Source organism: Polyangium sp. 15x6 (genome assembly GCF_029960785.1).
GTDB lineage: Bacteria > Myxococcota_A > Polyangia > Polyangiales > Polyangiaceae > Polyangium.
In genome coordinates this window covers 1-6,045 of sequence record NZ_JASBQE010000208.1, presented here as the reverse complement: position 1 = coordinate 6,045, position 6,045 = coordinate 1, and the positions used below count along the sequence as shown (strand labels likewise).

Sequence of the window (6,045 nt, the reverse complement as noted above, 5' to 3'; positions counted from 1 at the left end):
CTGGCGCGGGCGGCGCGGGCGGCGCGGGCGGCGTGGGGGGACAAGCCGGGGCGGGTGGTTTGGGCGGCGCGGGCGGCGCGGGCGGCGACGGGGCCGCGGGCGCGGCGTCGAGCTCCAGCGCCAGCTCGGGCTCGGGCGGCAATCCGAATTGCGGCAATGGCGTCGTCGATCCGGGCGAGCAATGCGACGGCTCGGATTTCGGCGGCAAGACCTGCGGGAGCATCGGCCTCGGATCGGGCGACCTCCTGTGCAATCCGTATTGCGGCATCGTCGCGAGCGGCTGCGTCCCCAAGGAGCTCTGCTCCGATTACAAGGACAACGACGAGGACGGCCTCATGGATTGCGCGGACGACACGTGCTTCATGGATGCCGGGTGCCTCGACTCGTGCTTCGCGCCGAAATCGCTCATCATCCCCGGCAACTTCAACGGCGACTCTTCGGGACGGCCGAACCTCCAGTCCGCCTCCTGCTCGCCCGTGAGCGGCTCCGAGGCCATCTTCGAGGTCGTGATGCCGCAGACCGGCAGGTTCGTCGCCACGGTCCATGGCTGGTCCAGCGATTTCAGCGTCTCGCTCCGCACGACCTGCGGCGATCCCGCGAGCGAGGTCGCCTGCAACAACGAGGGCAGCTCCGATGGCAACAAGGGCGACATCGTCGCGCTCGAGGTCGTCCAGGGCCAGAAACTCTACGTCGTCGTCGACGGCGCCGCGGGCGGCTCGGGCTTCTTCGATCTCAACGTGGAGATGCCCAAGCCCGAAAATTTCTGCGTCGACTTCTGGGACGACGACATCGACGGCTACGTCGATTGCGACGACACCACGCAGTGCCAGGAGACACCCGAATGCCAGCCGGGCGTCAACCCGCTCGGCGCGGCTTGTTTCATCCCCTCCGATTGCGCCGCGAACGCGAAGGACCCGGCCTGCCTCCAGAGCTGGCAGGGTTTTCCCGAGGGGTATTGCACCGAGTGGTGTGACCTCGCCGCGCAGGACTGCCCCGGCGACGGCTACTGCGTCGATCTCGGCTTCGGCAGCGTGCACGGCCTCTGCCTCGACGGCTGCGTGACCGACGCCGATTGCCGCGTCGGATATGCCTGCGTCGACGAAGGCCACCCGACGAAGGTTTGCCGCCAGGGGCCCGAGGCGAACTGCACGAACAACCAGGACGACGACAACAACAACCTCATCGATTGCGAGGACCCGGGCTGCCAGGCCACGCCGGCCTGCAAGCCCGGCTCGAAGTCCGCCGGCCTGCCCTGCACGAAATCGAACGAGTGTTACGCCGGGCAGAACGATCCGCTCTGCCTCACGCAGGACTGGTTCGGATATCCGGGCGGCTACTGCACCGAATACTGCAACTTCGCGGACGATTGCAGCCCCGGATCGATTTGCACGAGCTGGCTCTTCTTCCCGAGCGGCGCCGGCACCTGCATGCGCACCTGCGAGACCAACGCCCAGTGCCGCCCGGGGTACACCTGCTTCGACATGGGCATCGGCGACAAGGTCTGCATCATTTTTTGACTTAGGAGTCCGACATGCGCGAACGAATGCGTCTCTTCGATACGGCCCCTCGGCGCGTCGCCCTCGCGGCGCTCGCCGCCGCGCTCCTCGCGCCCCTCGCGCCCGCCGCGTGCGCGGCGAACGGCGGCGGTACGGTGTTCGACGAGAACGGCGGCGACGGCGGCAACGGCGGTAGCACGGGCCAGGGCGGCGCCGGCCAGGGCGGCACGGGCATGGGCGGCGACGATCTCGGGTTCGACGCCGGAAACCAGGGCGGCGCGGGCGGCGCGGGCGGCATCATCAATTGCGATCCCGGGGGCACGGAGGACGACGTCGACGGCGACGGCTTCACCGAGACCGAGGGCGATTGCAACGATTGCGACAAGAACCGCAATCCGAACGCCGTCGAGGTGCCGACCGAGCCCGGCAAGGAGGCGTTCGACGAGAATTGCGACGGCAACGTCGACGAGGTGGTCGTCTCCCTCTGCGACGACGGGCTCGCCATCGACAGCATGGAGCCCCTCGACGGCGCCCGCGCCGTCGAGCTCTGCAAGGCCTCGTCGGGCTTCGGCGATTGGGGCGTCGTCTCGGCGAAATGGACCATGGCGGACGGCTCGCCGCCGCCGCTCGGCAGCGAGGTGAACTTCCACCTCGGCCACGGCCTGCTCACCGGGTTCGGCCCGAACATCACGACCCGCAAGGGCAGCCGCGTGCTCGCGCTCTCCAGCGGCACCGCCCGCCAGCCCACGGATCCCGGGTATCAACCGGTCAGCGGCTTCCTCAAGGACTACATGGGCAGCCACCCGCAGGGCTTCCCCAAGGAGTCGCCCGCGTGCCCCGGCACGAGCAGCGGCGTGCCGTACGACGTCGTCGGGCTCGAGGTCGTGGTCCGCGTGCCCTCGAACGCTTATGGTTTCTCGTTCGACTTCAACTTCTACACCTACGAGTGGCCGCAGTACATCTGCAGCGAGTACAACGACTTCTTCGTCGCGCTCCTCACGCCCATTCCGCCCGGGCAGAACGACGGCAACGTCTCCTTCGATAGCCAGGGCAACCCCGTCAGCGTCAACAACTCGCTGCTCGAGGTCTGTGGTTGTCCGGAAAACCCGCCGGGTCCGTGCTTCGCCGGCGGCAAGACCTTCAACTGCAGCCTCGGCAACATCGATCTCATCGGCACCGGCTTCGGCTTCGACGGCAACGACGAAGGAGAGGACCACGGCTCGACTGGCTGGCTGAAGACCCAGGCGCCCGTCAAGCCCGGTGACGAGATCACGGTCCGGTTCGCCGTCTACGACTCGGGCGACGGCGCCCTCGACACGACGACGCTCGTCGACAACTGGCAGTGGATCGCGAAGCCCGGCACGACCGTCGGGACGGCGCCCATCCCCAAGTAAAACGAGAGACGAACCGGAGGCGCACGTTCGGCCTCCCACGCGGCGGTCCTTCGCGCTACCATCCCCTGTCGATGTCCTTGTCCCCGGCCGAGACCTTCGACCGATACGTCATCGAGGAGCGCCTCGGGGAGGGCGCCGCCGGCGAGGTCTACCGCGCGCTGGACACGCGCCTCCGGCGCAAAGTTGCGCTCAAGGTGTTGCGTCGGGATCCCGAGATGGAGTCCGAAGCTTGGGATCGCAACGTCGCGCGGATGCTCCGCGAGGCGCGCTCCGCGGCGTCCCTCACGCACCCGAACATCGTCGCCATCTACGACGTCGGCGAGCACGAGGGCGTTCCGTTCATCGCGATGGAGCTCGTCGCCGGCAAGACGCTGCGCTCCTCGATCGGCCGCGACATCTCGCAGAGCGAGCGCATCGAGCTCCTCCTCCAGGTCGCGCTCGCGCTCGCCGCCGCGCACGCCGTGGGCGTCGTGCACCGCGACGTCAAGCCCGAGAACGTGATGGTCCGCGAGGACGGCGTGGCGAAGGTCCTCGATTTCGGCATCGCCCGCAGGCTCCCCGGCGCGGTCACGAACACGCAGGACAGCGGCATCTCGCGTCTGTCGCGGCTCACCGGCGACGGCAGCATCGTCGGCACGCCCGCGTACATGGCCCCCGAGCAGCTCCTCGGCCACGAAATCGACGCGCGCGCCGATCAGTTCTCGTGGGGCGTCATGGCGTTCGAATTGCTCGCGGGGCGGCTGCCTTTCCGCACGGACGGCGGGGGCCTCGGGCTCGTGACGTCGATCCTGAACGACGAACCACGCCCGCTGGAGGACGCGCCGGAGGAGCTCGCCGCGATCGTTCGGCGCACGCTCGCGAAATCGCCGGACGAGCGATTCCCGTCCATGGAAGATCTCGCCGAGGCCGTCGCGGGTGTCGTGGCCTCGGTGCTCCCGCCGCCGCCGCCGGTGCGCAAGAAGATGCTGTCCTCGGGGATCCGGCGCGTCTACGCGCAGGCGCCGGAGGCGCTCGTGCCCGCGCCCGAGCCTCCGCCTCAGACGAGGACGAACCCCATTTTGATCGTCGGCGCCGCGGCGCTCGCCGTGGGCCTTTTCCTCGGCGGCGTACTCTTCTTGCTCCAGCGCAGCCAGGACACCGCGCCCGCCGCCGCGCCCCCCGGCGCGGCGACGAACGCCCCCTCGGGCCGCTGATTCAGGGTTTTTTCGTCGCGCTCGCCTTGGCCTTGTCGGCCTCCGGGGCCTTGGCCTTGTCGCCTTCGGCCGCCTTCGCCTTGTCATCCGCCGGCTTGCTCGCCTTGTCGGCGAGGTCCTTCGCGCGCCGCTTCACGAACACGTCCGGATCCTCCTGCATCGACTGGAGCAGCTTTTTCCCGTCGGGATCCTTCTCCGCGACGAGCTCGAGCGCCCTGCCGCGCGCCATTCCGCTGTTCTTGCCGTTCTCGACGATCATGCGCGCCACGGCGAGCGCCCGCTTCTTTTGCGCGTCCGACGCCCCCGTTTGCCGGTGCAGGTAAAACAGCGCCGACGCCATCTGCGTCGACTTGATCGTCCCGTCCTTCGCGCGCTTCTCGATCTTGTCGAGCAGCGGATCCCACTCCGCCTTGCACCCGCCGCCTTGCGGGTAGAACGCGGTGAGGTACGCCGCCTCGCCCGACACGTCGTCGGCCGCGTCGTCGACGAACCCGAGCCACATCTTGCACGAATCCGCGGCGCGGCTCGGCGGCGTCCCCGTCCAGAAGGCCGACATCGCGGCCTTGCGCACGACCGCGTCCTTGTCGTTCGTCGCGATGTCCTTCACGAACTCGTAGAGCGTCTCGCCGTTCGAGAACAGCATCCGCGCGAGCAGGCTCGTGCGCATCTGCTGCACCGCGTGGCCCTTCGCCATCACCTGGATCCGCTCGCCGAGCCCGGTGTCCGCGTGCTTGATCCCGCCGACGACCCCGCCGAGCTCCTGCGCCACGGTCTTGCTCGTCTCGCCCTCGGCCACCACGACGATGCGCGTTGCGAGCGCCTTGTCGTTGCGGAACACCCTTCCGCGCTGCGAGAGCACGCGACTGCCGAGCCAGCGCACCTGCTCGTTCGGATCCTCCAGGAAGCTCACGAACGTCGCGTCGGCCTTCCCGTCGCGGATGAGCTCGCTCTCGATGAGCGTCTTCATCTCGGGGCACATCGAGTCGAACCCGTACGAGCCCCACTTGCAGCCGAGCGCCTTCTTCGCGAGCTCGACCACGGCGGCGTCGTTCCCGGCGGCCTCGATCCCCTTGGCGCTCGGCTTCGCCTCTGCCGGCGCTGCTGCCGATCCGGCCGGATCCGGCCCCGACGAGCCCTTGCTGCACCCGAGCCCGAGCCCTGCGAGGAGCGCGATCGCGGCGATCACGCGCGTTCGAACCAGTTCCATGCCCCCTCCTTACCGCATTTTCGCGGGGGGGCGGGGACGAACGCGCGTCAGGCCGCGGCCACCTTTTGCGCGACTTGCTTCGGCCGGCGGATCGGGGGGAGCTCCTTCGTCAGGAGCGCCGATCCGATCGCGAACCCTGCGAGCGACAGGCGCAGCCGGAGCGCGTCCACGAGCCCTTCCTGGTGGAGGGCGCTCACGGTCTTGCGCACGTCGCCGCGGCGCACCTTGATGGCGACCGAGAGCGTCTCGAGGTCCATGGTCCGGCCCTCGGTCTGGGCCTCGGCGAGGGCACGGAGGATGTAGGGCGCGATGTCCTTGGGCGTCATCATGATGATCGCACCCTACCTCCTGTGCTGAACGTGTGCACAGTTTGTGGAGATGATTTTTTGTTCAGGTCTTTGTGGTGGTCTTCATCACCAACCCTGAGCTCACATCCATTTTGCGTGACGCGGGGGGAGGGCATTCCGTGATATCCTCGCCCCTCCCTTTTCGCGAGCGCTCTTTTTGGGGCTCTTGCACACTGGAGGACTTCGCATGAAATCGAATCGCTCGTGGGGACCGAAGCTCGCCGCATTCTCGTTTCTGGCGCTGACCGGTCTCGTGGCTTGTGGAGGCGATGGCGACGGGTCCGGGGGAGCGGGCGCGAGCGGCGGATCCGGAGGCCAGGCGGGCGCGGGCGGGCAGGGCGGCGAGGGCGGCGCGGGCGGCGGCTCCGGCGGGATGGGCGGCGAGGGCGGCGCGGGCGGCATGGGCGG

The 6,045-nt window shown here is 68.9% G+C and carries 5 protein-coding genes and 1 pseudogene; 4 read left to right on the top strand and 2 right to left on the bottom strand.

Annotated features, from left to right (window positions below; all coding sequences use genetic code 11):
• The 3 genes and pseudogenes from QHF83_RS52685 to QHF83_RS52675 all read left to right on the top strand — a co-directional run.
• Positions 1-1,517, top strand: a pseudogene (locus tag QHF83_RS52685) (hypothetical protein); the annotation flags it as partial.
• Positions 1,518-1,531: 14 nt separating this feature from the next.
• Entirely contained in the window at positions 1,532-2,890 is a 1,359-nt protein-coding gene (locus QHF83_RS52680) for a choice-of-anchor L domain-containing protein (protein WP_282425767.1), read from the top strand.
• A gap of 71 nt (positions 2,891-2,961) precedes the next feature.
• A complete protein-coding gene (locus QHF83_RS52675; RefSeq protein WP_282425766.1) occupies positions 2,962-4,083 on the top strand; it encodes a serine/threonine-protein kinase in 1,122 nt (373 codons plus the stop codon).
• 1 nt (position 4,084) lies between these two features.
• Here QHF83_RS52675 and QHF83_RS52670 read toward each other — a convergent pair whose 3' ends face one another.
• Together QHF83_RS52670 and QHF83_RS52665 are read right to left on the bottom strand one after the other, a co-directional pair.
• Positions 4,085-5,290, bottom strand: coding sequence for a hypothetical protein (locus QHF83_RS52670; RefSeq protein WP_282425765.1), 1,206 nt, complete (start codon positions 5,288-5,290; stop codon positions 4,085-4,087).
• Between the two features lie 47 nt (positions 5,291-5,337).
• A complete protein-coding gene (locus tag QHF83_RS52665) occupies positions 5,338-5,619 on the bottom strand; it encodes a hypothetical protein (RefSeq protein ID WP_282425764.1) in 282 nt (93 codons plus the stop codon).
• A 205-nt stretch (positions 5,620-5,824) separates the two neighbouring features.
• Between QHF83_RS52665 and QHF83_RS52660 the strand changes: the two genes are divergently transcribed.
• A partial coding sequence (locus QHF83_RS52660; protein WP_282425763.1) for a hypothetical protein occupies positions 5,825-6,045 on the top strand: 221 nt, incomplete at its 3' end.